Genomic DNA, 26,133 nt, shown 5'->3' with positions numbered 1-26,133 from the left:
CCAAGAGGCCGATACCCCACAGGGGCGGTGTACAGCCTTGAAACAGTGAAAACAAAAAGACCGTGACGACATGTCAGAACCGACCTTCCTGAACAACGAAATCCGTGACTGGCTGATGGACTGTGGCCTGTTCGATCAATTGCAGCTGGCCGATTTTGCGGCCGCTTCCGGCTATTTCAGCATCAGCACCGTGGCCGAAGGCGAGGCGATTTTCCGTGAGGGCGATGCCGGCAGCTTCATGTGCATCCTCCACACCGGTCAGGTCGCCGTGCAAAAAACCGGACCCGATGGCCAGGTCATCACCATGGCCACCCTGCGCAGCGGTCGGGCGTTTGGCGAAATGGCCGTGCTCGATGGCGAACGCCGCTCGGCCACCTGTGTCGCCGCGAGCAATTGCCAGTTGCTGAACCTGGGCAAGGATTCGCTGGAAAAAATGCTCAACGATGCGCCGAAAATCGCCGCCAAGATCATTCGCGCCCTCGCCGTATCCCTGTCGAAACGCCTGCGCATGGCAGACGGCCAATTGGCCGCGCAGCAGGTTTAACCGCCGGGGGATTTGGCTTTGGTGCCGCTCGGTTCAATGCCCGGCACAGGTTGATCCTTGCTCGGCGGAGTGGGCATTTCAATCGGTACCAACGGCGGGCTGCCACTGCCGGCACCTGACTTGGGAATGTTGATCGGCGTTATCTGCGGATACGGCGTCGGCGTCGCGGTGCCGGGCGAGCCGGGTTGCGGCGCCGGGCTGACCGGTATTGTCTGTTGCGCCTGCACTGCAGTAATCGAGAGCGCGGCCAGGGCAATGACCGTTAGAATGGTGCGCTTCATCAAGGGCTCCGTTTGGCCTCTAGTCTGTGCTCAGGCTACTCCCAACGGGCCTGCTTGCCTTCCCCCCTTGTAGAGATTTCCATGAAACGTTTCGTTCTGCTCGACACCACCCCGATCCCTGAAAGCGGCGGTGCCCTGTGCCTGTTCGAGTATGGCGAAGATTTCGTCATCAAGATCCAGGGCGGCGACGGCGGGCAATTGATGAACACGCGCATGCACGGCTCCGAAGATGCGCTGGCGGAAATTCCTTGCCGTAAAGTGGCCGGGCGGCCGGACTCGCGGGTGCTGATCGGCGGACTGGGCATGGGTTTCACCCTCGCCTCGGCGCTCAAGCATCTGGGCAAAACCGCTGAAGTGGTGGTCGCGGAACTGGTGCCCGGCGTCGTCGAGTGGAACCGTGGCCCGCTCGGCGAAAAGTCCGGTCGACCGCTGCTCGATTCGCGCACGGTGATCCGTCAGGAAGACGTGGCGAAGGTGCTGCAAAGCGAACCGAACGGCTTCGACGCGATCATGCTCGACGTCGACAACGGTCCCGAAGGCCTGACCCAGAAGGCCAACAGCTGGCTGTACTCCGCCGCGGGTCTGAATGCCTGCGCCAAGGCCCTGCGCCCCAAAGGCGTGCTCGCTGTGTGGTCGGCCAGCGCTGACCGGCTGTTTTCCGACAAATTGAAGAAGGCCGGATTCAAGGCCGAAGAAGTCCAGGTCTTCGCCCACGGCAACAAGGGCACCCGCCACACGATCTGGATTGCCGAGAAGCTCAAGGGCTGAGCTAAACTCTGCTCATAACCGTCATTAGTCTTTTTACAAAGGTGAACCCATGAGTTCGTCCACCCCAACCAACACGTCGAAGCTGGATCGCATCCTCGCCGACAACCAGCGCGACAAAGAAATGGGCTACCGCGACAAAGCCCTGAAGATGTACCCGCACGTCTGTGGCCGCTGCACCCGTGAGTTTTCCGGCAAGCGCCTGAGCGAACTGACCGTGCACCACCGCGACCACAATCACGACAACAACCCGCAGGACGGCTCGAACTGGGAATTGTTGTGCCTGTATTGCCACGACAACGAACACTCGCGCTATACCGATCAGCAGTATTTCAGCGAAGGCTCGCTGAGCACGCCGAAGATTGCCAAGGCAACGCATAACCCGTTTGCCGCCCTCGCCGGGTTGATGAAAAAAGAAGACTGATGATCTTCAGCGCCTGAACTGGCCCCTTCGCGAGCAGGCTCGCTCCCACATTGGTTTAGTGTACGACGCCGATCAAATGTGGGAGCGAGCCTGCTCGCGAAGGCGGCCGGCCAGACACCGTAGATCTCGAATCTGCCCGCCCTCCCCCAATCCCCGTATAATCGCGCTCTTTTTCCCGAAGGCACCCCGCTCGTGGCAGACAAACGGTACAGCTGCATTGGTTTGTATAACCCCAAATCACCAGAGAACGTCGGTTCGGTGATGCGCGCCGCAGGCTGCTACGGCGTGGCGTCGGTGTTCTACACCGGCAAGCGTTATGAACGCGCCGCCGACTTCGTCACCGACACCAAACGTGTGCACTACGACATCCCGCTGATCGGCATCGACGATCTGAAAAAGATCCTCCCGCTCAACTGCGTGCCCGTCGCCGTGGAACTGGTCGAGGGCGCCCGCCCTCTGCCGGAATACACCCACCCGGATCGCGCCCTGTACATCTTCGGCCCCGAAGACGGCTCGCTGGACAAAGAGATCCGCGACTGGTGCGAAGACGTCGTGTACATCCCGACCACCGGCTGCATGAACCTCGCCGCGACCGTCAACGTCGTGCTCTACGACCGCATGGCCAAGGGCTTGAACACCCGCTCCGGGCCGAAATTCCGCTGAAACGCCGCATATTCGATGGAACGAGCTGACCGCTCCGGCAGTCAGCTTGTTTATCGATTACTCATTGCCTGGAGAAAGATCATGACCGAGCTCAAACGTGTCGAACGCATCGAATCCACCCCGTTCCAGAGCCATTCCGAGCAGAACGTCGAAGGCTGGGAGCGCATCGGCTCACTCGCGGGCGGCGTGATCATGGTCGGTAAAGGCCTGCGCCGTGGCGGCGTGTTCGGTTTGATTCAGGTGGCAATTGGCGGCGTGGCGATGGCGCGCGGGATTACCGGGCACAGCTCGGTCAAAAGCCTGTTTGAGAAAAGTCGTCAGGACATGAATAACGTGCGAGCGAAGATCGAGCGGGCCGGGGAAGAGTTGAGCAAGCTGAAGGCGAATGCTGAGGCGGCGACCAAAACCGCTACCGTGACCGGCAATGATTCGGTGAAATCGCCGAAAGCCGGGGTTTGATCGCAGATTTGCGGTGGGGTTGAAGGCCCCATCGCGAGCAGGCTCACTCCTACATTTGGAACGCGTTCCCTTGTAGGAGTGAGCCTGCTCGCGATAGCGGTCTCACTGAAGCAACGCGGTATCAAGGACTTTTGAGGACTCGCCAAGAACACTCTCGGCCAGTTGCACAAACTCCTTGGTACTCACCGTCCCCAGATGCATCGCCCCACGCAACACGTCATCCAGCGAACGCTTGTTACGTGTCTTCAGGCGAATCTCGCGATCCAGCTCCTGCAACACCACCACCGCTTTCGAAACCTGTGCCGGGCTGATCTGTTCGCCGCGTAACGTCGTGACTTTCTGGCTGTCCCTGGCCAGTTTCGTCTGCAAACTCTGATAACGCTCATCGCTCATGCCACCCGCGCGGCGCACCAGCTCAACGGCGTAATACTCGGCAAAGCCTTCGCTGATCCAGTCGCTGCGCTGCTCGTCGTTGATCCGTCCGAACACCTGGGCCAACTCACGCACCAGTGCACTGCTGCCGTTTTCGCTGACCAGCGGCAAGCGCGTGTTCACGTAGATCGATTCATGCGCAGCGAGGCTGCCGCGCCACATCGGATCGTTGGCGCCGACAATCAACAGCTTGGCCGGATGGCGTGGATAAACGGCCTGCACCTGCGGCCAGACGAACGTCAGCAAGGTCAGCACATCCATGCGGCGCATGCCCTGCCCTTGTGGCGAAGCCACGGTGACTTCGGTTTCGCCCAGCCGTGTGCGGCGGCTGCCGAGATGGCCGGCAAGCATCCAGCCGGTCGGGCGGTCGAACAGGCGTGATGGATTATCGATGCGGAATTTGTTCTTGCCGATGCGTGGCCACGCGGTTTCGATACTTTTCCAGCCCTCGGGCAATTCGAATTGCAGACGCGCGACCAGTTCGGTGCCGTCCTGCTGATCAAGTTTGGCCGGCGGCACCAATTCGTCACCGCGCATCAACGCCCAGCTTGGGGTCATGCGCGTGTCGAAGCTGCCGTTCTTGCGGCCGTGGCTGATGCGCACGCGGTAGGTGAGACTGGATTGGTCACTGGCTGGCCGCCAGACGCCACGTGCATTTTTGCCCGGTGTCAGCAGCCACTGGCCGTCGGCCTTGAAGTCACTGTAATGGCTGCCGTCGCCAAGGTCGAAATCAAGGCTGCGCACCGCCTCGCCTTTGGCCAGGGTCAGACGCACTTCGGCCTGATCGCTCTGCGGCAACAGGCGTACGTGATAATCCAGATCGACCTTCTTCGCTGCCCAGACCGGCGCACTCAACGCCAGCAGCGCAACCATCAACGCTCGCTGCAATCCGACAGCCATACACACTCCTTGGCAAAGCTTGCGTGCGCAGGTGTTTAACCTGCGCGGAAAATCAGGTGATCTTCCCAGTCATCCTCCGGCACGCTGCCTTCGGCGAGCATGCGCCCGGACTGGGAAATCCGTTCGTGGTGCACCGCGTCGCGATCGCCACACACCAGGTGGTGCCACAACGGTAGATCCTTGCCCTCGCTAACCAGTCGATAACCGCAGGTCGGCGGCAGCCATTTGAACTCTTCGGCCTGGCCCGGGGTGAGCTGGATGCAGTCCGGAACAAACTTGAGGCGGTTCGGGTAATCGCTGCACTGACAGGTTTTCAGGTCCAGCAGTTTGCAGGCAATACGCGTGTAATAGACGCTGTTGTCTTCCTCATCCTCGAGTTTCTGCAGGCAGCACAGACCACAGCCGTCGCACAGCGATTCCCATTCCTCGTGATCCAGCTGATCGAGGGTTTTGCGTATCCAGAACGGTTCGACTTTGGCGGTCATGGCTCAAACATCAACATCAGGTGGTGAAAAGGCCGCCAGTCTAGTGCTCAAGGCCTTGCGGGCCAAGCGCTGGCGACTGTCGGTAAATCGCGCTTGTCAGCCTGATCGCCGCCACGTAGGGTTTTGCCTCGAATTCATGACTCAAACGTAGCAAGGAATCTCTCGATGAGTGCCAACCCTCGCGTTGCCGATTACGCCATTCACCCGCAATTCACCAACCGCTGGTCGCCGCGCGCCTTCACCGGGGAAGCGATTCCGGAAGAAACCCTGCTGAGCTTCTTCGAGGCCGCGCGCTGGGCACCTTCGGCGTACAACTCGCAGCCATGGCGTTTCCTCTATGCACGTCGCGATACGCCGAACTGGGAGCGTTATCTGGGACTGTTGAACGAGTTCAACCGCAGCTGGGCGCAGCATGCGTCGGCGCTGGTGATCGTGATGTCGAAAACCACCTTCACCGCACCGGGTGCCAGCGAAGAAACTCCAGCGCTGTGGCACACGTTTGATACCGGTTCGGCGTGGGGCCATCTGGCGCTGCAGGCGAGCATCAGCGGCTGGCACACCCACGGCATGGCCGGCTTCGATCAGGAACTGACCCGCAAGGAGCTGAACATTCCTGAAGGTTATGCGCTGCATGCTGCCGTGGCCGTTGGCAAACTGGGTGACAAGGCAACGCTGGCTGAATACCTGCAAGCCCGTGAAGAGCCGAGCCCACGCCGTCCGCTGAACGAACTGGCGGCAGAAGGCGACTTCACCCTCTAAGCCAGCACAAAAACAAATGTGGGAGCGAGCCTGCTCGCGAAAGCGGTGTGTCAGACAACGATGATGTTGGCTGATACTCCCCCTTCGCGAGCAGGCTCGCTCCCACATTTTATTCGGCGAACATTCAATAACCGCGATCGAAATCCACTTCCCCGCGCAACGCTTCGCTCGCCTGATACGCCTTTAGGTTCTCGACAAACAGCTGCACCATCAACGCCGGTGACGTCGGTGCCGAGCTGTGCCCGGTCAGCAACAAACCCCACGCCGTCCAGAACGGATGGCGCTGCGGCAGTGGCTCCTGACGGCAAACGTCGATCACCGCCCCCGCCAGATGCCCTTCTTTCAGCGCTTCCACCAGATCAGCATCGACCACCGCGACACCGCGTCCGGCGTTGATGAACAACCCGGTCGGTTTGAATTGCTTGAACAGCGCCGCGTCGTAGATATCGTGGGTGTGCTCGGTGTTCGGCAGCAGATTGACCACGTAATCCACCTCGCCCACCAGGCGTGGCAGATCGGCCATCGAACCGACCTCGACAAACGGCGCTTGCTCGCGGGCAGTGCTGGCAATGCCGTACAACTCGATGCCGAATGGCAGCAGGAACTGCGCCACGCTCTGGCCGATGTCGCCCGTGCCGACGATCAGCACTTTGCGTCCGACAAGACTCTGGCCGCTGCGATTGTCCCACTTGCGCTCGACCTGGCTGACCAGTCGCGCCAGCACTTCGCGCTCATGGCCAAGAATGTACGTCAGCACGTATTCAGCCATCACCTGACCGAAAATCCCTACCGCACGGGTCAAGCGATAATCGCGGCGCAAGCCGTCAGCGAGCAGCGGCGTGATGCCGGCCCAGGTCGATTGCAGCCATTGTGGCTGATGCCCTTGGCGCAACAGGGTCGCCAGCAGATCCGGCTGGCCCAGCCACACCGGGCAATCGGCGGCCTGACGGGCCAGTTCGGCGGAGTCGCCACTGGTCATTACTTCCAGCTCGGGCGCTGCCTGACGCAGCAGCCGGGCGTATATCGCGTGGTCGTGTTCAGCAATCAGAACGCGCATCTTCAAACCTTTCGCAAACCGTGCAGACGGCCGCCGGATTTTGGCCGGCCATCGCGGTAAAAACAGTTCCAGGGTAAACCGAGACTCAGAACTGAGCCTCGCAGATCAGACCGGGTCGTTGCGTCGCAGCAACTCTTCGGGCAGGTGCTCGATGTATTCGTCCTCGGCCGGCGGCATTTGCAGGTGATAGCCCTGCTTGTCGAGGTTTTCCAGGACCACGACGATGTCTTCGCTGGCCAGTTTGCGCTCGGGCGACAGCACGAGGTCGAAGGAATGCTTCGGCTTGCCGAACGCCAGCATCAGCGCTTCCGGCACACGCTCCAGCGCATCGCTCTTGAGCACGTAAAGGTACATGCCGCTGCGCTTGGAGCTTTGGTAGATGGAACAAATACGTTTCAAGGCTGTTCTCCGGCGGTGGCCAGGCTGTCGAGCAGCTTCTGGCCCATGAGTTCGCGGCGCCAGCCACGCAACGACTCAGGCAATTGGTAAGGACCCTCGGGGAAGCCGCTTTTGACCAGGGCTTCGAGGGTTTTCTTGCGCAGCATCAGTTCCGGGGCGATGCCCAGACGCTCGGCCTCAGCCTGGCCCAATGCACGCAGTTGTTTGATCAACGCAGCCGCCTCGATCGGCAATGGCTCCGCGACAGCGGGCGGCCATTGATCAGGCCCCACACTGCCAGAGCGCTTGATCAGATCAAGCAGAAACTGGCCGTCCTGACGCACGGTACGCGGGTGCATGTCTTCGATCTTGCCCAACGCGGCGAGGTTATCCGGCTGCGTCCGAGCCAACGGCCACAGCGAATGCTCGCGGACGATGCGGTTGCGCGGCAGATCGCGGGCGCGGGCTTCGGTTTCACGCCATGCACACAATTCGCGCAGTACCGCCAGTTGCGCGCGCGAGAGTTTCCACGCCAGTTTGGCTTCGCGATAAACCTCGTAAGGATCGGTTTCGCGGCGCAGGTTGGCGACCAGTTCGGCACCGTCCTCCAGCACCCAGGCGAATTTCTCGTCAGACAGTTTCGGCCGCAGCTGTACGAAAACCTCAGCCAGATGCACGGCATCTTCGGCGGCGTAGCTGATTTGCGTATCGGACAACGGGCGTTGCAACCAGTCGGAACGGGTCTCGCCCTTCGGCAGCTCGATGCCGAGCACTTCCTGCACCAGCCGCGAATAGCCCATCGAGAAACCGAGGTTCAGATAAGCCGCGCCCAATTGCGTATCGAACATCGGCGCCGGCAGGCTGCCGGTCAGGCGCAACAGGACTTCGAGGTCTTCGCTGCAGGCGTGCAGGACTTTCAGCACCGCCGGGTTTTCCAGCAGTGCGGCCAGCGGTTGCCAGGCATTGATGGTCAGCGGATCGATCAGGTAGGCGCGTTTGCCGTCGCCAATCTGCAACAGGCCGGCAATCGGGTAGAAGGTGTCGACCCGCATGAATTCGGTGTCGAGGGCAACGAACGGCAGCTGCTGCCACTCGGCGCAAAACTGCGCGAGGCTTTCGTTGTCGCGAATCCAGTGAATATCGATGGCCACACGGCTCTCCCTTGAAGAATGGCGCGCAGTATATATCGCCACCGGCGATTTACGCGCCTGCGAAGGGCAAGAGCTGTAACGAAATGTCCTGCCAAAGAGCAAGAATAGTCTGACAGAGGAAACAGACAGGCCCGTCAGGTCAGAGTGACGGGCCCGAATCAGCTCAGTCCTTGGCCAACACGCCATCGATCACCGCGCCGCGGCAACCGGCGAACATGTCCAGACCCGGCTGATAGACCTTGCTCTTGACCTCGAGCAGGCCAAGCATCGAGTGGAACAGGTTGTCCTGACTCAACGGTTTGTCGCGGCTCATCTGCAGGCAATGAGTGTCGACCGAGTAGGCTTTCTGATAGTTGTCGGAGAACCACGCCAGCATCGCAACATGCTTTTGTTGCTCAGGCGCCAACATGTAAGGCGTGCCATGCAGAAACAGGTTGTATTCGCCCAGCGACTCGCCGTGGTCCGACAGATACAACATGGCGGTGTCGACTTTGTCCTGATTGCTGCGCAATACATCGATCAGGCTCGACAGCACATGGTCGGTATACACCAGCGTGTTGTCGTAACCGTTGACGATACTTTCGCGACTGCAATTGTTCAGCGCGTTACTTTCACAAACAGGCGTGAAGTGCTCATATTCCTTCGGATAACGCTTGAAGTATTCCGGACCGTGGCTGCCCATCTGGTGCAGGACCAGAACGGTGTCCTTGTCGAGATGATCGATGAAACTTTGCAGGCCTTGCAGGAGGATTTCGTCGCGGCATTCGCTGTTGGCACACAGCGCCGGGTCTTTCAGGTTGCTGACGTCCTGCAGGGTGACTCGATCACAAGTGCCTTTGCAGCCAGACTGGTTGTCGCGCCAGATCACGTCGATACCGGCACGTTTAAGCACGTCGAGCAGACCTTCTTCATTTTTCGCCTTACTGGCGTCGTAATCCTTGCGGCCCATGTTGGAGAACATGCACGGCACCGAAACGGCCGTCTCTGTGCCGCAGGAATGCACATCGGTAAAGGCGATCAACCCGGCTTCCTTGTCGAGTTTCGGTGTGGTGTCACGGTCATAGCCGAGGATGCCGAAGTTCTCTGCGCGAGCGCTTTCACCCACGACCAGAACGGTCAGGGATTTGCGCGGCTGAAGTTTCAAATCGGGATTGCGCTGGGCGTCTTCACCGATCTTGACGAACGGTTGCTGCGAAGAGACCACTTGCTCACGCAGGTAACCGGCCGACGCGCCAATGTAGTTGCTCGGCACCAGCATCAGGCGAATTTCGTGGTGGTTGCGAAACAGCGAAGACAGCCCTTGGTAGTTGGCCAGGGCCACACCACCGATAACGGCTGCCGAGGCGACACTGACAATAACTTTGCTGAACAACTCACGGTGCCAGCGACGATAATTAACCGGCAACTTCCACAACAACCAGGAGGGCAAAACTCCGAGAAACAAAATATAGGCAAACAACTTCAACGACAGCAGGTCGCGAACTTCTGTGGCATTGGTCTCGGCAAAGTTACGCAACATGCCCGCATCAATCATGACGCCATATTGGCTCATGAAGTAAGCCACCCCGGCACTGATCAAAAATATCAACGTCAGTGCTGGCTTAAGCACCGGCCGAAAAGCGATAAACGTCAGCACGATGTTGAACGCCGCGAGAATCATCACCCCGAAAGCCACGCGCATGGCGATGCCTTGGCCATCGGCGGCAGTGATTTCAAAGAGATGCTGCCAGAGGACAAAATTGAAACCGATCAAAAGAAAGGCGCTGGCGATCAACGTCACCCATTCCGGGCGCGCGGCTTTTAACTTCAACATAAAGGTGGGCGATTCCTGAAAAGAAGAACCTTGGTTAATGATGAAAATTCGATTGTGAAAAATTCATTAACCAAGGCAGTACAAATGCTAAGCAGGCAACCATCAATTTTTTGTGAAAAAGACGCCAACGATTAGTTGGCTTTCGGCAATACATAGAAACTTGTGAAGTATTTGAGAATGGTTCAGCTTTGATTCAGAAAAAACAACACGGCTGTTTATTGTGGGAGCGAGCCTGCTCGCGAAGAGGTCGGCACATCCAATATTTCGGTGGCAGACCATCCACTTTCGCGAGCAGGCTCGCTCCCACCATGGGTCGCGGGGTATCGAGTTTTTAAATACTGCTCAGGATTTTCTGGTTTGCCCGGACTAGACGGCTGCGCGCCTAATCACCAGCCCCGCCCTAAGGTTTGATGATGGATAACGTCCGCGCCACCGCCCGTCCTGCTGTCTGGTTAATGCTCGCCATCATCCTCGTTGCGCTCAACCTGCGCCCGTCGATGGCTGCGGTCGGTCCACTGCTGTCAGCGATTCGCAATGATATTGCACTCAGTTTCAGCCTCGCCGCACTGCTGACCATGTTGCCGGTAATGGTCATGGGACTGGCAATGTTTGTCGGCCTCGGCATCAGTCAGCGTTTGGGTGAGCAACGAACGGTGCTGCTGTCATTGCTGATCATCGCGCTGGCAACGTTGTCACGGCTGTTTATCGACACGGCATTTCAACTGATCGTCAGCGCCGTGCTGGCCGGGATCGGCATTGCGCTGATTCAGGCATTGATGCCGGCGTTGATCAAATCGCGCTTCGCCAACAACGTCTCGTTGTGCATGGGTTTGTACGTCACTTCGATCATGGGCGGTGCAGCCATTGCCGCCTCGCTTGCACCGCTGGTCATGGCGCAAACGGGCAGCTGGCGCAACGGTCTGGCAATCTGGGCAATCCTTGCTTTGCTCGCACTGGTGTTCTGCTGGTCGCAACGCCGCCATCTGCCCTCCATGGGGTTGGCAAAGCGTGAGGATCGCTTCTTCAGCAATCCTCGCGCCTGGCTACTGGCGGTTTTCTTTGGGTTGGGTACGGCGTCCTACACCTGTGTGCTGGCCTGGCTCGCCCCGTACTACGTGGAAAAAGGCTGGAGCGAACAAAACGCCGGGCTGCTGTTAGGTTTTCTGACGGCCATGGAGGTGATTTCCGGCCTGGTGGTTCCTGCTATCGCCAATCGCAGCCGGGATCGACGGGTGATTCTGATGGCGCTGCTGACGCTGATCATCGCCGGGTTTTGCGGCCTGATCCTCAGCCCGCAACACTTCAGCCTGCTATGGCCCTGCCTGTTGGGTCTGGGTATCGGCGGTCTGTTTCCGATGAGTCTGATCGTCGCTCTCGACCACCTCGACAATCCGCAACGTGCCGGGGGCCTGGTCGCTTTCGTGCAGGGTATCGGCTATTTGATCGCTGGCCTCTCACCGTTGTTGGCCGGAATGATCCGCGATCGACTCGGCAGCTTCGAAGGGGCCTGGTGGTCATTGATGGCGGTGATGGGTTTGATGTTGCTGATGGTGTGGCGCTTCGATCCTCGGCATTACGTGCGGCACTTTCGGGGATCAAGCTAAAGGCCTCTGGCCATCTTTGCGCGCTTTGATCGGCGACGTCGTGTTACTAAAACTTTCTGTCCCACAACTGACCGTGAAACGTCCTACAGGGCTTTGTCCTGGCACCATCGTTCCGTTAGGATCGTTCGCACACGTTTGCGCGGATTCAGCGCAAGGAGCACAGCGAGACAGAACGGATGCTGAACAGTAACTTGCTACGCAAGCTCGACATGCAGGACCTCATGGTGTTTGTCGCCGTTTATGAGCAAAGCAGCGTCACCGATGTGTCGGAAACCCTGTTCGTCAGCCAGTCCACCGTCAGTTACTGTCTGAAAAAACTGCGCACCAGTTTCGAAGACGAACTGTTCATCAACACCCGCACCGGTATGCGTCCGACCTACAAGGCCAGCAGCATGTACGGCCATGTGCAGAAGATCCTCGAAAGCATAAACCTGTGCCACGCCGGCGCCCCCACGTTCGACCCGACCCAACAAGCCGTCACCTTCAACATCTGTGCCCCGGAATACTTCGAACAGTTGATTCTGCCGCGCCTGTTGAAACGTTTTGATTTCGACGACCTGCCGGTGATGGTCAACATGCACAAGTTTGAAACCGATGTCCCGGCGGATGAGTTGCGCGATGGCAGCCTCGATCTGGTGATCAGCTTCGGTCCCAACTTCCACCGCCATCACACTGACCTCAAATCACGGATGTTGCTGGAGGATGATCTGGTCTGCGTCTTCGACAAGCGCGCCACGCCACTGGAACCACGCCTGAGCCTGCAAGCCTTCACTGAACGCCGGCATGTGTTTCCGACACCGTGGACATCGACCACCAACATGGTCGACGGCTGGCTGGCGCGGCAGGCGCAGAAACGCCAGATCGTCGCGCGCTCGAACAGCTACAGCGCCGCATTGAAAATGATCACCGGGACTGACTTCATCCTCACCCTGCCCCGCCGTATTCAGCGCTTGCTGACCAACGAAGCAGTGTTCAATCACTGTGAAGCGCCGAACGGCTTGCCCGGTTTTACCCTGGACATGCAGTGGAGCCAAAGCGTTGATCAGGACAGCGCCAATCTGTGGTTGCGCGAGCAGGTGGTCAATGTGTGCAACGAGCTGGAAACGGCCTGAATCCTACGCGCCAATCGCGGTTTTGCTGTAGGACTCGCGATCCATGTCGACCAGTTCAACACACAGCTGCACTTCGACGCCGGCCGGCCATTCGCACAAGTCCTGCAAGACGGCCAACAGGCTTTCTGACAACTGTTTCTTGATCTGCGCCGAACGCCCGCTGAGCAAAGCCAGCTTCACATAGACGAAACCGCGCTCGGCCATGGCGGTGCCGACCTTGAACGTTTCGACTTTCACCGCGCGACTTTTGATATCGAACTCCGCCGCGAACTGCCCGGAGCCCACCAGGGTGTTGTTCAGGCGGATCAACGCGACGTCGGCGTTCAACTGCGGCAGGTTGGCGGTGTATTCCAGATGCAGGTGTGGCATTGCAGTTCCCCGGTGGTTTGGCAGAAAGCTCGTACATATAGCACAGCTCCGTCCTACCCTCCCGGTGACTTTCCAATGTGGGAGCGAGCTTGCTCGCGAATGCGGTCGTTCAGCGACACTTAAGGTGCCTGATACGCCGCGTTCGCGAGCAAGCTCGCTCCCACACGGTATGTGATGTTCGTCAGACTGGGGTCAGCGGCCGTTCGCTCATGAACTGCTCCAGCCTGGAACGCAACCAGCGCTCGGCCGGGTCACTGTCCACGTGGCTGAGCCAGACCATCGACAGATCCAGCGTTGGCGTCTTGAACGGAAACGGTTCCTTGAACAGTAGCCCGGAGGTGGCCATGGCGGCCGCGGTGTAATCCGGCAGGCTGGCGATCAGATCAGTACCGGCCAGCAGCGCCGGCAACGCGCTATATTGCGGCACCGACAGCACCACCTGACGGGTACGACCGAGCTCCGCCAGCCACTCATCAGCAAAACCACTGACATTGGCCGTGTGCGAAACCAGTACGTGCGGACGCGCGCAATATTCATCCAGTGTCAGCGGTGTGTCGCTGGCGTCGGCGCGCAGGATGCTCGGCTGGATGTGCCGCAACAGTTTGCGTTTGGCGTTGGCCGGCAGACCACGGGTCTGACTGATGCCGACCGTGATGTCGCCCGCCGCCAGCAGATCGGGAATTCGCCAGTAATCGACGTGTTGCACCACAAACACCACATTCGGCGCTTCCTGACGCAACGCGCGCAACAGCGGCGGCAGCAGGCCGAATTCGACGTCATCGGACAGGCCGATGCGGAACGTCATGGTGCTGACGGCCGGGTCGAAATCGCGGGTCAGGCTCAGCGCCACCGACAGCGAATCCAGTGCGGGTTTGAGATGGCGGAAAATATCTTCGGCGCGGGCGGTCGGTTCCATGCGGTGACCGACGCGGATGAACAGCGGATCGTTAAGCATCGTGCGCAAGCGGTTAAGCGCCGAACTGATGGTCGGCTGGCCGAGAAACAGTTTCTCGGCGGCCCGGGTCACGTTGCGTTCGAGCATCAAGGTCTCGAACACCACCATCAGGTTGATGTCGGCCTTGCGTAGTTCATTTCGGTTCATCCTTTACCCCCTACCCCCCGGAATACCGGCAGTGTAGAAAGGCGCAGGCCCCGGCGTCCATCGCCACAGTGCGTCAGTTCACCGTCAAGCGTTTCAAGCCCAGGCCCATGACCCGTGAATCGTCGTTCAGGCCCAATTGTTGCGGACTGATGGCGTCGGGTAATCGCAGCTCGATCGTCAGACGATCATTGTCCACCAGTTGCTCGCGGATCGCCGCAGGGATCGGGATTTCCAGTTGATTATCCTGAAGTTGCGTCAGCCGCGTGGTCAGCACCTGCTCGCCATTCAAACTGACAATCACTCGCTGCGCCGGGTGTTGCGGCAGAACGAATGCCATGACCTCCAGCGCAATCGAGCGTGCCTCGGGTGTCACCCGCAAGTCGACCTGCGCTTGCTGCCCCGCAGACCATGTTCCCCAGTTTTCCGGGGTCGACCAACCGCTGCTGAGCTGCCGGGTAGTGTGGTTGAACGTCATCACCTGACCGGGACGGGACAGCGCCATCCATGACATTCGCCGACCTTCATCCGGCATGCTCAAGCATTGCGAACAGCGCTTCCAGCCCGGCGCCAGCACCACCAGGTCATCTACTCTGGTCAGCAGATCGGTTTCACTGTTGACGCTTTTCGCAGCATCGGCCAGCACGGAATCGTCGAGTATGTACAACGAGTCGGCATCGTATTGCCCTGAGTCGAGCATGCGCTGCGTTTTCTGCCGGGCCTGATCCAGTGCTTTGGCACTCATGCGCCCCAAATAGACAGCATCGGTTTTCAGGCCATGGGTCGCGGCGAAATCGGCAATCACTTGCCAGCGTTCGGACTGATTCTGTGGCATCAGACTGCGCACCTTCGAGTAATGCGCCGCTGCACTCGCCCAGAACGGATCGTGCATCGGCGTTGCCCATTCTGCGGAGGGCGTGATCATCTTGCTGTTGCGCAAACCCATCCAGCCGTTGCGTGTGTCGACAATCTGTATCGTCAATGCCAGTGCCAGCAGCGCGACGACGATGCGTGGCCGGTAACCGCGCACCAGCAGGAACATCACCATCAGGATGAGCGCGTACAACACCGGCCAGAACATCCGTCCCGAAGCGCGAAAGACATTGGCCAGTTTGAGGGCGATTTTCGGCAGCGGGTAGCTGAACGTGTGCGCGCCGACACCGATCTGGTTCGATAACGCGAACAACGCCAATCCGAGCAACGCCAGCAACAACCAGGGGCGAACGCGCAGCTCTTCCTTCAGCGGCTTGCGGTTCCTCACCCAGGCAATCAGTGCCAACGGCACCAGCAACAGCACGCCGAGGCCCGGGTAGTTGAAGCCTTCGTAATCGCCGCTGGCTTTCGGCAGATTCGGCAAAATGAACGACCAGCCTGCCGGATCCAATGGCGACAGCAGGTTCATCCGGTACAAACCGAAACCACCGGATTGCCCGCCGTCAGCAATGGCGAAGTACCCGGCCTGCCAGCAACACACGCTCACCACGGCAAACAGCGAAACGCCTTCGAGCAGCCCTTGGCGCCGAGTCAGTTGTTGGCTGAAGGTCTTGCCAAGCAGATCCGCCACCCAGATCAGCGCCACCATCGCCAGCAGGTACGCATGCACCATCGCCGTCACCGCCAGTAACGCGCCCCAGGCCAGACGACGTCGAGACAGGTTCGGCAACAACGCCAGGTACAGCGCCGCCAGGATCAGAAAATGCCCGGACAGAGAAAGGTGTCCGCCCATGCGCAGGAACATCGGTGGTGAGACCACCAGCAATCCGGTGCCCAGCAAGCGAATCAGCGGATTGCCGGTCATCAACCCCAGCAGTTTCCAGGCGAACCAGGCTTGCAGTACGAAACACACCAGCAGCCACAGGCCGAAATACTGGAAGGTCGCCGGTAACCACTCATTGAACGGCTTGAACAGCAGCGCCAGCAGCGGATTGGAGTCGGAAAAAATGATCGAATTGCCCAGTTCCAGACCATAGAACGGGTTGAGCCCGAGCGGAAAGGTCCAGGGTGAATGGCGGAAATATTCCCAGCCCAGATAATGCGTTGCCGGATCGCCCTGCTCCAGCCAGGCAATGTTTTGCGGATCCAGCGCTTGCGGCCCGATCACGCAGAAGAACGCAAACACGCCGAGCAACAACGGCAGAACGCCGAACGCCGGATGCTTTGCTAAATCCTTCATCGATACGTCCAGAAATTGTGCAAGACAAAAGTGAATGCCGGAATCGTCAGCGCGACTGCAACGATGCCCAGCAGGTAGGGCAACCCGGCAATCTGCGCCGCCCAGGCAACGAACATCGCGAGGAAGAAACCACCCGTGGACACCAGCAGAAAACGCCGCAGTGTTCGCCCGTGCAGCCGGGCAGAAAAACTCCAGGTGGTGTTGATTACGTAGGACACCACCGTCGCCACGGCAAACGCCACACCGTTGGCAAGCGGCGGTTGCGCGGCGATGAAGTTGATGAACAGCACCGCCACCAGCGCGTGCAGCGCAGTGACGAACAGACCGGTCAGGGCAAAGCGCAAACCACGCTGGAGCAGCGCTGATTTTTCCCCTGAAGTCACGGCTTTTGCGCCAACACAAAAACACTCAAACCGGCGAGACGGTTCATGCCCATCAACGGCAACTCAAGGCTGCACAAGGTCTTGAGCACGCCATTCACCAGCGGATGATGGCGCTTGAGTTGCGAACGCGCCGGCTGGGTCTGGGCGCTTTGCGGCACCAATCGCAACGCCGCCGCAATCGGGAACACCGCACCGAAATAATAGGCCCCACGCTGCACTGTCAAACCGGCATCGCGAGCGAGTGTTTCGAACTGCGCCAGAGTGTAGCGGCGCTTGTGTTCGAGAAAGTCGTCGTGACCACTCCACAGGAACTGGAATGCCGGCACTGTCATCAGGAATCGACTGCCCGATGGCACTTTATCGACATACATCTTGAGCAAGCCGAGGTCGTCATCGACATGCTCCAGCACGTCCATCAGCAGCACCAGATCGGCATTGATGGTTTCAATTGCGCGACGGTAATGCACCGGTTTGCCGGCAGTGGTCGCGCTGGAGTCGGCGGGATAACTGATGTCCACGCACCACGCTTCACGTGCATCGGTATGCGTCAGCAAATGATGGGAAAAAAATCCCGAGCCGGCGCCGACATCGAGGATTCGGCTGATCCGGGCATCGCCCAGCAATCGCCTGGTGGCTGCAGCTTTCGAGCAGTAATACCAATGCTCGTTGATGCTGTCGCCGAGGATGTCGGTTTCCTTGAGATCCATGTGTCAGTCCTTGGGGTCGTAGACGCGACGCACCAGAAAAACCGGCCGGCGTTTGGATTCGATATAGGTGCGGCCCAGGTACTCGCCGAGCACTCCGATGCCAATCAATTGCAGCCCACCGAGAAAGGTCACGGCCACCATCAGCGAGGCATAACCGGGCATGTCGACACCGTGAATCAATGTGCGCACGACAATGAAAATGGCAAAGGCAAAAGACACCAGCGATACCAGCGCGCCGACATACGTCCAGACCCGCAATGGCTCGGTGCTGAAACTGGTGATGCCCTCCAGCGCGAAATTCCACAGCCGCCAGCCATTGAACTTGCTCTGCCCCGCCACGCGCTCCGGACGTTCGTAATCGACGTGGGTGGTGCGAAAGCCGACCCAGGCAAACAGGCCTTTCATGAAGCGCCGGGATTCGGGCAACGTCAGCAAGGCATCGACCACGCAGCGATCCATCAGACGAAAATCGCCGACGTTTTCGGGCAAAGGCTGTTCGGCAATTTTGTTGTGCAGGCGGTAGAACCAGTGAGCGGAAGTCTGCTTGGCCCAGGTGTCGCTGCGACGACTGATGCGGTGACCGAGCACCACTTCATAACCCTCACGCCAGCGCTCGATCATTTGCAGAATGACTTCCGGGGGATCCTGCAAGTCAGCATCGATCGGCACGACGATCTGCCCGGTGGCGATCTGCAAACCGGCAGACAACGCCGCTTCTTTGCCGAAGTTGCGGCTCAGGTCGACGATGCGCAGACGCGCATCCTGGCGCTGATGTTCGAGCAAGCGTTCGAGCGTGGCATCGGTGCTGCCGTCGTTGACGAACACCAGCTCAAGATCGATCAACGTCTGTGCCCGAAAGACTTCATTGATGCGCCGCAGAAACGTGTCGAGACTGTCCTCCTCGTTAAATACGGGGACCACCAGCGATAACGTTACCTGCCCGGCCTGTTGCGTTCCGTGCTCGGTCAAAGGAGTGCTCTTTTTATAGTGTTTGTCGGTCGCCGAACGCTGTTCGACGCCATGAGCCGTCCCGTATTAAGCAGGAGCGTCGACGGCGTTGCAAGGAGCAGACGGCGTCATATTGGCCAATCCAGACGCTGATCCATGCGCTCTGGCCCGCGCCCTTCAGAAACATCCGCGAACGATTGGAAACAAATGTCCGATAGCCAAAAAAACCCTCTGCGCTAGGCTTGCGACCATGCGCCACACAGGCTGTCGCACAAAATCAATCGCATGGAGCGAACTGAATGTATTTCGAGATTTACAGGCAATCCAGAGGCACCCCGAGTACCGGCAAGGGACAATGGCGCTGGAGGTTGAGGGCGGGTAATCACGAGACGATCGCCAGTGGCGAGTCTTATGTGAACAAGGCGGATTGCTTGCATGTGATCGGGTTGATCAAGGCTGTGCAGGGGGAGACGCCGGTTAAGGAGATTTAATCGCGAAAGCGAATGATCGGACGCACAGGGTGATGTAACCCTGTGAAATGCAAAAGCCCCACAGCCGTATGGCCTGTGGGGCTTTTTTATCCTCGGTGCGCTGAGAGCATCAGTGCGACGCGCAAGGTTCGGCTCGATCACATGCCAGATCAGGCATGCACTTCACGGTCAAGAATATCAGCCACCCACTGATTGATACTTTTGCGAGCCAACTGCGCTTTGATCGCAACGGTTGCATGAAGTGCGGGAGCTAAACGCAGGCTTAGGTTTCCGGAGTAAGGCTTCTGTGGGGCTCGACCGAGCTTGGAACAGGTATCCAGATAATCAGTAACCGCTTCTTCAAAAGCTGTCCGAAGCTCTCTAACTGACTCCCCATGAAAACCTACAACATCCTTGATGCCGGCGATGTGACCAACAAACAGGCCGTCTTCATCGCTATATTCGATTCGGGCCGCATACCCGTTGTAATTCATCACGTTCATGGAAAGACTCCTGCTTGTTCAAGGAAAGCCCGAGCATCGCGAACCTGATAGGGCTTTGCTTCTTTGTCTGGGTGGGGACGGTGGAAAGTCGCGACCACACCGCTGAGTTCGAACTGTTGCGGATACGTGAAGCGCCCTCTAGGCACAAACAGAAACGCCGCTTGTCCAAAAATTGGAAGCGGTGTTGTTGGTTATGCATTTAAGCGGGTATCAGGATAATTGAGTAAACAGTGCCCAGGTTGTAGGCAAACTCCGAGAGTTATGTACGAACAGACATCAACTACGATATCCAGGAGTTATTGTTTTAATGACACAGGAAACAAAAAAGCCCCGTAGCTTCTCAGCTACGGGGCTTTTTCTATGTAATGGCGGAGAGATAGGGATTCGAACCCTAGGTACCGGTGAAGGTACAACGGATTTCGAATCCGTCCCATTCGGCCACTCTGGCATCTCTCCAACGGCGCGCATCATAACAACACTTTTACCGAAAGCAAACCCTCTTTCGAAAATTTCTTCGTGCTATCAGATGCTTGCGTCGATTAAAGCGGTACGCCCAGACGATTGGCGACTTCTTCATAGGCTTCGATGACATCACCGAGGCCTTGGCGGAAGCGGTCTTTGTCCATCTTCTTCTTGGTGTCCTTGTCCCACAGACGGCAGCCGTCCGGGCTGAACTCGTCGCCGAGGACGATGGAACCGTCACTGAACACGCCGAATTCAAGCTTGAAGTCGACCAGCAGCAGGCCGGCGTCGTCGAACAGTTTGGTCAGGACTTCGTTGACCTTGAGCGACAGTTCTTTCATGCGAACCAGTTGCTCGGCGGTGCCCCAGCCGAATGCCACGACGTGGGATTCGTTGATGAACGGGTCGCCCTTGGCGTCGTCCTTCAGGAACAGTTCGAAGGTGTAAGGGTTGAGCTTCAGGCCTTCTTCGACGCCCAGACGCTTGACCAGGCTGCCGGCAGCGTAGTTACGCACAACGCACTCGACCGGGATCATGTCGAGCTTCTTCACCAGGACTTCGTTGTCGGCCAGCAGCTTGTCGAATTGGGTCGGGATGCCGGCCGCTTCGAGTTTCTGCATGATGAAGGCGTTGAACTTGTTGTTGACCATGCCTTTGCGGTCGAGCTGCTCGATGCGCTTGCCGTCGAACGCCGAGGTGTCGTTGCGAAACAGCAGGATCAAGCGGTCAGCGTCGTCGGTCTTGTAAACCGATTTGGCTTTGCCGCGGTAGAGTTCTTCACGTTTTTCCATGATGGGCTCCGCTTGCTAAGTAGGTGGGCTAGGCGATGTGGCGCCAGTCGAGCCCTGAATCTTGATCGGCCAGTTGCAGCCAGTCCGGGTCGCACCCGAGGGTGTCGACAAAACATTGCCGGGCCAGCTGCGGCAGGTTGTTCTTGCTGCTCAGATGAGCCAGGACAAGGTGTTGCAAGCCCTGCCAGCCCAACTCCGACACCAGGAATGCCGCCTGATGGTTGTTCAAATGTCCCAGCTCGCCGCCCACCCGCTGCTTGAGAAAGTACGGGTAATGACCACGGGCCAGCATGTCGCGACAATGGTTTGACTCGATCATCAACGCATCGAGGTCCCGATAACCGTCCAGCACCCGCTCGCAGTAGGATCCCAGGTCGGTCAGCAGGCCGAAGCGCCGCTGCTCGTGATCACTGAAGACATACTGGGTCGGCTCCTGCGCATCATGGGCCACGGCAATGACCCCGATGTTCAGTGCACCGATCTGCAGTTGCTCGCCGCCGGCCAGGAAGCCTGCGGGTTCAATCGGTTTACGCATCCCGCGCAGTGTGCCGCGACTGAGGTAGACCGGTAGATTGTAGCGCCGAGACAGCAAACCCACGCCATGCACGTGGTCGGCATGTTCGTGGGTTACGAGTATCGCGCTCAGTTGCGCCGGGTTCACACCCAGGCGCAACAGGCGTTTTTCGGTTTCCCGCAGGGAAAAACCACAATCCACCAGCACGTACGTATCAGCACTGGCGATCAGCGTGCCGTTCCCTTGGCTACCGCTGCCGAGAACGGCAAAACGCATGGTTGATCAGCCCAGGTTGTCCTGAATCACGCTCAACACTTTGCGTGCCACTTCAGCCGGCGCGACGGTGTTGATGTTTTTCTCGACGGTCACCTGAATGTTCTCGCCAACCTTGCTCAGGCGAACCTGATAACGCTCGGCACGGGCTTCAACTTCTTCCTTGCTCGGCGCACTGCCGAACAGGCTGCTGAAGAAACCAGGCTTGTCGTCTTTCTTCTCGGCTTTTTCGGCCAGGTTGATGTAGTACAGGCCGAGGCTGCGGTTGATGTCTTCAACGCGCCATTCGCCTTGTTCCAGCGCGCGGCCAACGCTCGACCAGGCACGGTCAAGATCGGTACCGACGTTCAACACCGGGTTACCGCTGCCGTCTTCGCTGAGGCTGACACGGCTTGGCGTGTCGAAATCACGCGAGGCCAGCATCGACACCGAACCGCCCTTCTCGGAGATCCGGCTCATGCTTGCGAGCATGTCGTCGACCAGTGCTGCGTCCAGGCCCGTGTTGACCGAACGGTTGGTGAAGGCCACATCGGCAGTGCTGCCGGCAGGACGCTCGGCGCTGACCACGTAGATTTCACTGGTGTTGCGCTGCACGCCCGGCTCGATGCGAACACGCACACGGGTTTCGCTGTCGCTGGCAATGCCGGCTGCGCTCAGGCGCTTGGCCATGGACGCGGACAGTTCATCGGAATGCTGCCAGGTAGTGGTGAATTCGCCGGTTTGCGGGCGCTGTTCGTCCAGACGGAAACCGTTGTCCTGGAAGAACTGCACCGCCACTGGCCAGACTTCGGCCGGCGGATGCTGGGCCACGACCCAACGCGAATCACCGCTCTTCTGCAGCGAGTAATCGCTGGCATCGGCAACGGCCGACAGCGGCTGAGGACGCGGCACAATGTATTCGCCCTTGTCGGTGTCATCAGCAACGTTACGCGGAATCGGCAACAGCGGATCCAGACGTTTGGAAGTGCTGACTTCCGGCGGCAGTTGCATCGGTGCAGTCTGTTGCGCTTGCAGGTAATCGCTACCACGGTCGCGGAAATAACCTTCCGGCCCCCAGACCCATCCGCAGCCACTGGTGCTGGAGATAATCAAGGCAAGTGCGGAAAGTCCGGCCATTCGCTTCATGCGTTGTACTTCCTCAATTAAACCAGGACGCTGCACTGGCGCAGGGCCGTGCGAAGCGTTTCATGACAAGGTGTGCTCAGCCAGGTCAGTGGCAGGCGGATGCCTTCGTGCATCAGGCCCATTTCAACCAAAGCCCACTTCACCGGAATGGGGTTGGCTTCGATGAACAGGTCTTTGTGCAGCGGCATCAGTTTTTCGTTGATCGCCCGTGCGGTGTCGGCGTCGCCTTTCAGCGCGGCCTCGCACAGGTCGGCCATTTCGCGCGGCGCGACGTTGGCGGTCACGGAGATGTTGCCTTTACCGCCCAGCAGGATCAGTTCAACGGCGGTCGGATCATCGCCGGACAGCACGATGAAATCCTTGCTCACACCATCGATGATCGCCTTGGCGCGTTTCAGGTCGCCGGTGGCTTCCTTGATGCCGATGATGTTCGGCACCGTAGACAGGCGAATCACGGTCTCGGCCTGCATGTCGCAAGACGTGCGGCCAGGAACGTTGTAGAGAATCTGTGGAATGTCGACCGCTTCAGCGATGTACTTGAAGTGCTGGTACAAGCCTTCCTGGGTCGGCTTGTTGTAGTACGGCACGACCAGCAGGCAGGCATCGGCGCCGGCTTCTTTAGCGTTGCGGGTCAGCTCGACGGCTTCGCGGGTCGAGTTGGCGCCAGTGCCGGCGATGACCGGAATGCGCCCGGCAACCTGTTTGACCACGGCTTTGATGACGGCGATGTGTTCTTCAACATCAAGGGTTGCCGACTCGCCGGTAGTACCGACCGCGACAATGGCATGGGTGCCGTTCTTGAGATGGAAGTCCACGAGTTTGCTGAGGCTGTCCCAGTCAAGACGCCCTTGTGCATCCATGGGAGTGACCAGTGCCACCATACTGCCCGCAATCATGAAACCGCTCCTGCCGGAAAAAGAGAGCGGTAATGGTACTGGCGCCAAGATGCTTGCACAAGCGAAGTACTGCGCTGCCGCCATTCCCCTTGGCGTCGCTTTTCGCTACCCTTCAGACTTTGATCGGTACTGATCAGCTTGTACGCCGGGTTTCAGCCTTCCTTTACGGCCTCCCAGACCCCGTTCCTGCGTCGCATCGACGCGCTCCCGCTATAGTGGAGCGAGCCGCGAGCGCTTGCCGGGTCTTTTAGTACGGACGGCCACAACAGGCACTCCCCGGCAGCCAACGCGCGTAAACCTACCGACCGCTCATCGCTTTAGGAATGCTGCATGTCCACCCCCACAGTTCGCGAACAATTCCTTGTCATCAGTGCCCTTGGCGCCAACCCCATGGAGCTGACTAACGTCCTGTGCCGCGCCAGCCATGAAAATCGCTGCGCCGTGGTTACTTCGCGCCTGACTCGCCATGGCGAATGCAGTGCGCTGATCCTTGAGGTCTCCGGCAGCTGGGACGCCCTTGCTCGCCTGGAAGGCAGTCTGTCGGGCCTGTCCAAGAAACACGCTTTCACCGTCAACGTGGTGCGCAGCGCGCCGCTGGAAAATCGTCCGCAGGCGCTGCCGTACGTGGCTTACGTCAGTTCGGCGTATCGCCCGGACATCATCAATGAGTTGTGCCAGTTCTTCATGGATCACAACGTCGAGCTGGAAAACCTGACCTGCGACACCTATCAGGCGCCACAGACCGGCGGCACCATGCTCAACGCCACGTTCACCGTGACCCTGCCGGCCGGCACCCAGATCAGTTGGCTGCGCGACCAGTTCCTCGACTTCTCCGATGCGATGAACCTGGACGCACTGATCGAGCCTTGGCGCCCACAGAACCCAATGTAAGGAAGCTTTCATGGCCGTTGTCATCGACCAACCGGTTGCCGATTTCGCAGCACCTGCCACCAGTGGGCAGACTGTCAGCCTGTCTGCCCTGAAGGGCAAACAAGTGGTGATCTACTTCTACCCGAAGGACAGCACGCCGGGCTGCACCACCGAAGGCCAGGGCTTTCGTGATCAGTACGCCGCGTTCAAGGCTGCCAATACCGAGATTTTCGGAATCTCCCGCGACAGCCTGAAATCCCACGAGAACTTCAAGTGCAAGCAGGAGTTTCCGTTCGAGTTGATCAGCGACAAGGACGAAGCCGTCTGCCAGCTGTTTGACGTGATCAAGTTGAAGAAGCTGTACGGCAAGGAATACCTGGGCGTTGATCGCAGCACGTTCCTGATTGATAAGGACGGTGTGCTGCGTCAGGAATGGCGCGGTGTGAAAGTGCCCGGGCACGTGGATGCCGTTCTGGCTGCTGCTCAGGATCTGAACAAGGCCTGATGTTTTTGCGTCATTTTTACTGACGGCTTCGCGAGCAGGCTCGCTCCCACATTAAACCGTGTTCGCATGGGCGAATCGATCAAGTGTGGGAGCGAGCCTGCTCGCGAATAGCCTTCCTGCAAAATCTGGATCAATCGCTACAGTAGTGGTGCCACCGCCGGTTCCTGGCGCGGCCACGCATCCAGTACAGCCTTGAACAGCGTCGCCAGCGGAATCGCGAAGAACACCCCCCAGAATCCCCACAACCCGCCAAACAACAGCACCGCGCAGATAATTGCGACCGGGTGCAGGTTGACTGCCTCCGAGAACAGCAACGGCACCAGCACGTTGCCATCCAGTGTCTGGATGATTCCGTACACCGCCATCAAATAGATGAACTGATCGCTCCAGCCCCACTGAAACAGCGCGATCAGCAACACCGGCACGGTCACCACCACCGCGCCAACATACGGCACCACTACCGACACACCGACCAGCAACGCCAGCAGCGCCGCATAATTCAATCCGAGCGCCACAAAAGCGATGTAGGTCACGCCACCACAAATCACGATCTCGATGACCTTGCCGCGAATGTAGTTGGCAATCTGCCGGTTCATTTCCTGCGCAACCCGGGTGATCAACGCACGCTCACGCGGCAAGTAGCCACGCACCCATTCGCCGATCATGACCCGATCCTTGAGGAAGAAGAACACCAGAATCGGCACCAGAACCAGATAAATCATGATGTTCACCAGCAGCGGCAGACTCGACAGTGAGAATGTCAGCGCCCACTGGCCGAACTTGCCGATCTCGCCACGCGCCGCCTCGATCGCCTGCAACACCTGCTCATCGGACACCAGATGCGGATAACGCTCTGGCAGCAATAACAGCAGCGATTGCCATTTGGCGAGCATGCCCGGCAGCTCGTTGAACAGCGTGATCAACTGATGCCAGAGCAACGGCAGCACCACGACGATAAACAGCATCAGCACGCCCATGAACAGCGCAAACACCAACCCTACCGCCACGCCACCCGGCACACGCAGGCGTTCCAGCGTGACCACCAGGCCTTGCATCAGATACGCCAGCACCATCCCCGCCAGCACCGGCGCGAGCATACCGCCGAGAGTGAGCACCGCTGTGAAGGCGAGAAACAGCAGCACCGCCAGCACCACCGCTTCTTCATCGGAGAAATAGCGCTGAATCCAGTCGCGTAACACTTTGAACATCAATAATCCT

30 protein-coding genes, 1 tRNA gene and 1 pseudogene are annotated in these 26,133 nt (G+C 58.8%); 11 read left to right on the top strand and 21 right to left on the bottom strand.

Annotated elements, in window-relative coordinates:
• Positions 1 to 70: 70 nt before the first annotated feature.
• Positions 71 to 544, top strand: a complete 474-nt coding sequence (locus L8H52_RS03720; protein ID WP_242204509.1) for a cyclic nucleotide-binding domain-containing protein — start codon at positions 71 to 73, stop codon at positions 542 to 544.
• On the opposite strand, the gene L8H52_RS03715 is transcribed toward L8H52_RS03720, so the two are convergent.
• A complete protein-coding gene (locus L8H52_RS03715; protein WP_242204512.1) occupies positions 541 to 825 on the bottom strand; it encodes a hypothetical protein in 285 nt (94 codons plus the stop codon). The genes L8H52_RS03720 and L8H52_RS03715 overlap by 4 nt on opposite strands.
• Positions 826 to 906: 81 nt before the next feature.
• On the opposite strand from L8H52_RS03715, the gene L8H52_RS03710 reads away from it, so the two are divergent.
• The 4 genes from L8H52_RS03710 to L8H52_RS03695 all read left to right on the top strand — a co-directional run bounded on the left by L8H52_RS03710 (position 907) and on the right by L8H52_RS03695 (position 3,136).
• Positions 907 to 1,593 carry a hypothetical protein gene (locus L8H52_RS03710; RefSeq protein ID WP_242204514.1) on the top strand — a complete coding sequence of 229 codons (687 nt, stop codon included), beginning with the start codon at positions 907 to 909 and terminating at the stop codon, positions 1,591 to 1,593.
• 49 nt (positions 1,594 to 1,642) lie between these two features.
• On the top strand, positions 1,643 to 2,014 hold the full coding sequence (locus L8H52_RS03705; RefSeq protein WP_007911336.1) for a YajD family HNH nuclease: 372 nt from the start codon (positions 1,643 to 1,645) through the stop codon (positions 2,012 to 2,014).
• A gap of 192 nt (positions 2,015 to 2,206) precedes the next feature.
• Positions 2,207 to 2,677, top strand: coding sequence for an RNA methyltransferase (locus L8H52_RS03700; RefSeq protein ID WP_007911337.1), 471 nt, complete (start codon positions 2,207 to 2,209; stop codon positions 2,675 to 2,677).
• Between the two features lie 81 nt (positions 2,678 to 2,758).
• Positions 2,759 to 3,136 carry a DUF2892 domain-containing protein gene (locus L8H52_RS03695; RefSeq protein ID WP_180699202.1) on the top strand — a complete coding sequence of 126 codons (378 nt, stop codon included), beginning with the start codon at positions 2,759 to 2,761 and terminating at the stop codon, positions 3,134 to 3,136.
• Positions 3,137 to 3,238: 102 nt separating this feature from the next.
• On the opposite strand, the gene L8H52_RS03690 is transcribed toward L8H52_RS03695, so the two are convergent.
• Both L8H52_RS03690 and L8H52_RS03685 read right to left on the bottom strand, forming a co-directional pair.
• Positions 3,239 to 4,468, bottom strand: a complete 1,230-nt coding sequence (locus L8H52_RS03690) for a hypothetical protein (RefSeq protein WP_242204516.1) — start codon at positions 4,466 to 4,468, stop codon at positions 3,239 to 3,241.
• Between the two features lie 35 nt (positions 4,469 to 4,503).
• The gene (locus tag L8H52_RS03685; protein WP_242204518.1) at positions 4,504 to 4,953 is read right to left on the bottom strand and encodes a YcgN family cysteine cluster protein; all 450 of its coding nucleotides are present in this window, start codon (positions 4,951 to 4,953) and stop codon (positions 4,504 to 4,506) included.
• A gap of 165 nt (positions 4,954 to 5,118) precedes the next feature.
• Here L8H52_RS03685 and L8H52_RS03680 point away from each other — a divergent pair, with 165 nt between their 5' ends.
• Positions 5,119 to 5,712: a nitroreductase family protein gene (locus tag L8H52_RS03680; RefSeq protein ID WP_242204520.1), complete on the top strand. Its 594-nt coding sequence runs from the start codon at positions 5,119 to 5,121 to the stop codon at positions 5,710 to 5,712.
• 124 nt (positions 5,713 to 5,836) lie between these two features.
• On the opposite strand, the gene L8H52_RS03675 is transcribed toward L8H52_RS03680, so the two are convergent.
• From L8H52_RS03675 to L8H52_RS03660, 4 genes are all read right to left on the bottom strand, one after another.
• Positions 5,837 to 6,769, bottom strand: a complete 933-nt coding sequence (locus L8H52_RS03675) for a D-2-hydroxyacid dehydrogenase (protein ID WP_242204522.1) — start codon at positions 6,767 to 6,769, stop codon at positions 5,837 to 5,839.
• 105 nt (positions 6,770 to 6,874) lie between these two features.
• Positions 6,875 to 7,168, bottom strand: coding sequence for a YcgL domain-containing protein (locus L8H52_RS03670; protein WP_007911350.1), 294 nt, complete (start codon positions 7,166 to 7,168; stop codon positions 6,875 to 6,877).
• Positions 7,165 to 8,298 carry a ribonuclease D gene (gene rnd, locus L8H52_RS03665; RefSeq protein ID WP_242204524.1) on the bottom strand — a complete coding sequence of 378 codons (1,134 nt, stop codon included), beginning with the start codon at positions 8,296 to 8,298 and terminating at the stop codon, positions 7,165 to 7,167. The genes L8H52_RS03670 and rnd overlap by 4 nt, the downstream gene beginning before the upstream one ends.
• 163 nt (positions 8,299 to 8,461) lie before the next feature.
• Complete coding sequence (locus L8H52_RS03660; protein ID WP_242204526.1) at positions 8,462 to 10,111, bottom strand: phosphoethanolamine--lipid A transferase; 1,650 nt, start codon at positions 10,109 to 10,111, stop codon at positions 8,462 to 8,464.
• A gap of 413 nt (positions 10,112 to 10,524) precedes the next feature.
• On the opposite strand from L8H52_RS03660, the gene L8H52_RS03655 reads away from it, so the two are divergent.
• On the top strand, positions 10,525 to 11,715 hold the full coding sequence (locus L8H52_RS03655; protein WP_242204528.1) for a cyanate transporter: 1,191 nt from the start codon (positions 10,525 to 10,527) through the stop codon (positions 11,713 to 11,715).
• 176 nt (positions 11,716 to 11,891) lie between these two features.
• Complete coding sequence (locus tag L8H52_RS03650) at positions 11,892 to 12,827, top strand: LysR family transcriptional regulator (protein WP_242204530.1); 936 nt, start codon at positions 11,892 to 11,894, stop codon at positions 12,825 to 12,827.
• A gap of 3 nt (positions 12,828 to 12,830) precedes the next feature.
• On the opposite strand, the gene L8H52_RS03645 is transcribed toward L8H52_RS03650, so the two are convergent.
• From L8H52_RS03645 to L8H52_RS03620, 6 genes are all read right to left on the bottom strand, one after another.
• Entirely contained in the window at positions 12,831 to 13,196 is a 366-nt protein-coding gene (locus tag L8H52_RS03645) for a 5-carboxymethyl-2-hydroxymuconate Delta-isomerase (RefSeq protein ID WP_242204532.1), read from the bottom strand.
• A gap of 181 nt (positions 13,197 to 13,377) precedes the next feature.
• Positions 13,378 to 14,298, bottom strand: a complete 921-nt coding sequence (locus L8H52_RS03640) for a LysR substrate-binding domain-containing protein (RefSeq protein WP_194933718.1) — start codon at positions 14,296 to 14,298, stop codon at positions 13,378 to 13,380.
• A gap of 73 nt (positions 14,299 to 14,371) precedes the next feature.
• Positions 14,372 to 16,468 (bottom strand): DUF6311 domain-containing protein, encoded by a 2,097-nt coding sequence (locus tag L8H52_RS03635; protein WP_242204534.1) that lies wholly within the window; start codon positions 16,466 to 16,468, stop codon positions 14,372 to 14,374.
• Complete coding sequence (locus tag L8H52_RS03630; RefSeq protein WP_242204536.1) at positions 16,465 to 16,851, bottom strand: GtrA family protein; 387 nt, start codon at positions 16,849 to 16,851, stop codon at positions 16,465 to 16,467. The genes L8H52_RS03635 and L8H52_RS03630 overlap by 4 nt, the downstream gene beginning before the upstream one ends.
• Positions 16,848 to 17,558 carry a methyltransferase domain-containing protein gene (locus L8H52_RS03625; RefSeq protein WP_242204538.1) on the bottom strand — a complete coding sequence of 237 codons (711 nt, stop codon included), beginning with the start codon at positions 17,556 to 17,558 and terminating at the stop codon, positions 16,848 to 16,850. The genes L8H52_RS03630 and L8H52_RS03625 overlap by 4 nt, the downstream gene beginning before the upstream one ends.
• Positions 17,559 to 17,561: 3 nt before the next feature.
• Entirely contained in the window at positions 17,562 to 18,527 is a 966-nt protein-coding gene (locus tag L8H52_RS03620; protein WP_242204539.1) for a glycosyltransferase family 2 protein, read from the bottom strand.
• A gap of 278 nt (positions 18,528 to 18,805) precedes the next feature.
• On the opposite strand from L8H52_RS03620, the gene L8H52_RS03615 reads away from it, so the two are divergent.
• Positions 18,806 to 18,997 (top strand): DUF1508 domain-containing protein, encoded by a 192-nt coding sequence (locus L8H52_RS03615; protein WP_016984684.1) that lies wholly within the window; start codon positions 18,806 to 18,808, stop codon positions 18,995 to 18,997.
• A 149-nt stretch (positions 18,998 to 19,146) separates the two neighbouring features.
• On the opposite strand, the gene L8H52_RS03610 is transcribed toward L8H52_RS03615, so the two are convergent.
• The 7 genes and pseudogenes from L8H52_RS03610 to dapA form a co-directional block, all read right to left on the bottom strand.
• On the bottom strand, positions 19,147 to 19,479 hold the full coding sequence (locus L8H52_RS03610; RefSeq protein WP_242204541.1) for a type II toxin-antitoxin system HicB family antitoxin: 333 nt from the start codon (positions 19,477 to 19,479) through the stop codon (positions 19,147 to 19,149).
• Positions 19,476 to 19,595 (bottom strand): annotated as a pseudogene (locus L8H52_RS03605) (type II toxin-antitoxin system HicA family toxin); the annotation flags it as partial. The gene L8H52_RS03610 and the pseudogene L8H52_RS03605, both read right to left, overlap by 4 nt.
• Positions 19,596 to 19,845: 250 nt before the next feature.
• A tRNA-Ser gene (locus L8H52_RS03600) sits at positions 19,846 to 19,935 on the bottom strand.
• Between the two features lie 83 nt (positions 19,936 to 20,018).
• Positions 20,019 to 20,732: a phosphoribosylaminoimidazolesuccinocarboxamide synthase gene (gene purC, locus L8H52_RS03595; protein ID WP_008077821.1), complete on the bottom strand. Its 714-nt coding sequence runs from the start codon at positions 20,730 to 20,732 to the stop codon at positions 20,019 to 20,021.
• 28 nt (positions 20,733 to 20,760) lie between these two features.
• Entirely contained in the window at positions 20,761 to 21,522 is a 762-nt protein-coding gene (locus L8H52_RS03590; protein ID WP_007911390.1) for an MBL fold metallo-hydrolase, read from the bottom strand.
• Positions 21,523 to 21,528: 6 nt separating this feature from the next.
• Positions 21,529 to 22,644 (bottom strand): outer membrane protein assembly factor BamC, encoded by a 1,116-nt coding sequence (gene bamC / locus L8H52_RS03585; protein ID WP_242204543.1) that lies wholly within the window; start codon positions 22,642 to 22,644, stop codon positions 21,529 to 21,531.
• Between the two features lie 17 nt (positions 22,645 to 22,661).
• A complete protein-coding gene (gene dapA, locus L8H52_RS03580; RefSeq protein ID WP_127926200.1) occupies positions 22,662 to 23,540 on the bottom strand; it encodes a 4-hydroxy-tetrahydrodipicolinate synthase in 879 nt (292 codons plus the stop codon).
• 330 nt (positions 23,541 to 23,870) lie between these two features.
• Here dapA and L8H52_RS03575 point away from each other — a divergent pair, with 330 nt between their 5' ends.
• Positions 23,871 to 24,431 carry a glycine cleavage system protein R gene (locus tag L8H52_RS03575; RefSeq protein WP_007911394.1) on the top strand — a complete coding sequence of 187 codons (561 nt, stop codon included), beginning with the start codon at positions 23,871 to 23,873 and terminating at the stop codon, positions 24,429 to 24,431.
• A 10-nt stretch (positions 24,432 to 24,441) separates the two neighbouring features.
• Positions 24,442 to 24,915, top strand: coding sequence for a peroxiredoxin (locus tag L8H52_RS03570; protein ID WP_093438315.1), 474 nt, complete (start codon positions 24,442 to 24,444; stop codon positions 24,913 to 24,915).
• Positions 24,916 to 25,052: 137 nt separating this feature from the next.
• On the opposite strand, the gene L8H52_RS03565 is transcribed toward L8H52_RS03570, so the two are convergent.
• The gene (locus L8H52_RS03565) at positions 25,053 to 26,123 is read right to left on the bottom strand and encodes an AI-2E family transporter (protein ID WP_077571529.1); all 1,071 of its coding nucleotides are present in this window, start codon (positions 26,121 to 26,123) and stop codon (positions 25,053 to 25,055) included.
• Positions 26,124 to 26,133: the final 10 nt, after the last annotated feature.

It is taken from the genome of Pseudomonas sp. CROZ-RG-20F-R04-15 (assembly GCF_022662375.1).
Taxonomy (GTDB): Bacteria; Pseudomonadota; Gammaproteobacteria; order Pseudomonadales; family Pseudomonadaceae; genus Aquipseudomonas.
This window is presented reverse-complemented; position numbering and strand designations above follow the sequence as displayed.